The sequence below is a fragment of the Hirschia litorea genome, assembly GCF_042665075.1.
Classification (GTDB): Bacteria; Pseudomonadota; Alphaproteobacteria; order Caulobacterales; family Hyphomonadaceae; genus Hirschia; species Hirschia litorea.
In genome coordinates this window covers 61,897-63,392 of the sequence record NZ_JBHTBR010000009.1, presented here as the reverse complement: position 1 = coordinate 63,392, position 1,496 = coordinate 61,897, and the positions used below count along the sequence as shown (strand labels likewise).

The 1,496-nt window shown below is 46.4% G+C and carries 1 protein-coding gene; it reads right to left on the bottom strand.

Translation table 11 applies throughout. From position 1 onward, the window contains the following. Positions 1–1,496: glycoside hydrolase family 3 C-terminal domain-containing protein (locus ACFQS8_RS15045; RefSeq protein ID WP_382168889.1), on the bottom strand; the 1,496-nt coding region annotated here is incomplete at both ends.

The window sequence follows — 1,496 nt, the reverse complement described above, 5'->3', positions numbered from 1 at the left end:
CTAAAGTAATGCGTTCAAACCCTTTGAGTTCTAAAACGGGGCGGGTAACTGAACTAACGTCATCCCTAATATATAGTTGAACAACTTCGTCAGCTTTATAGTCTCCGGTGTTTGTTACCGTAATAGATGCTGTTGTGTTGCCATCTGGAGATATTGTGTCCTTGGAAAGAGAGACGTTCCCAAACTCGAAGCTGGTGTAACTCAGGCCGTGACCGAAAGCATATAATGGGGATGCATCTGCAAAGGCATACCCTCTGCGCGCTGTTGGTTTGTGGTTGTAGAAGGCGGGGATTTGGCCGACATTTCTTGGTACTGTAACGGGCATTTTGCCGCTTGGAACGGCTTTCCCGCTTAATAGGTCGGCCACGGCGTAACCCGTTTCTTGTCCTAATAGCCAGCCATATAGTAAAGCGTCGAAATGATCTTCTACATTTTCAAGTGAGAGTGGGCGACCAGAAATGACGACGCCAACCATCGGCTTTTCGAGGCTGGACAATGCTTCAACCAATTCGGTTTGTTGCCCTATCAGGGTAATATCATTGCGATCACCCATATGGGTCTCTGACCAAGCCTCTCTCGAGGTGCTTTCATCTCCGCCAATGGCGAGAATGATGAGGTCGGCGTCCTGAGCTTTTTGGACAGCTTCTTGGATTTTAGATAGGTTTTCAGTCTCGTCAGCTAGGGATACATTGTCGTCCCACCAAGAACGATTACTGGTCAATTCTACGCCTTTGCTGTGAATGATTTGTGTCTCATTACCCCAACGTTCTTTAATGCCATCAAGAATGCTGACGACCTGACGCGGTTCGTCTGAATAGCCGCCTAAAACAACAATATCTGAATTTGGTCCAATGACAGCAATTTTTTTGTAGTCTGAGGGCGCTATTGGCAGAGTATTGTTTTTATTTTTTAGGAGTACGGGGGCTTTAATGGCTGCTTGATAGGCTAGTTCTCTTGCTTCTTTGTTGCCAGTGATTTTATCTGCATATGCTGCATCGGCGTAAGGCGTATCAAAAAGGCGGGCGCGTTGTTTGAGCTGTAAGATTCTTAAAACTGCGCGGTCCAGAATTGATTCATCAATTTCTCCAGCCTCAATTTTGTCTTTTAAGCTATAGAATGCAACACCGTCTGGTAATTCCATATCTACGCCCGATTCGAGAGCTATTTTTCCAGCTTCCGCGAGGGAATCGACGATACGGTGGCGAATGTTTAATTCGTTGATGGCAAAATAATCAGCAACAACAGGTCCATCAAAACCCCATTCTCCGCGTAAGATATCGTTTAATAACCAAGGGTTTGCATGGGATGGGATGCCATCTATTTCGTTGTAGCTTGCCATGACTGATGCGGCTCCAGCATTGATGGCAGCCTCAAATGGGGGGAAGAAAACTTCCCGAAGGACGCGTTCTGAAAGTTGGGATGGACCTATATTCATGCCTGCTTCTGGCTGGCCGTGACCGGTCATGTGTTTAAGTGTTGTGAGGACTTTATCTTCG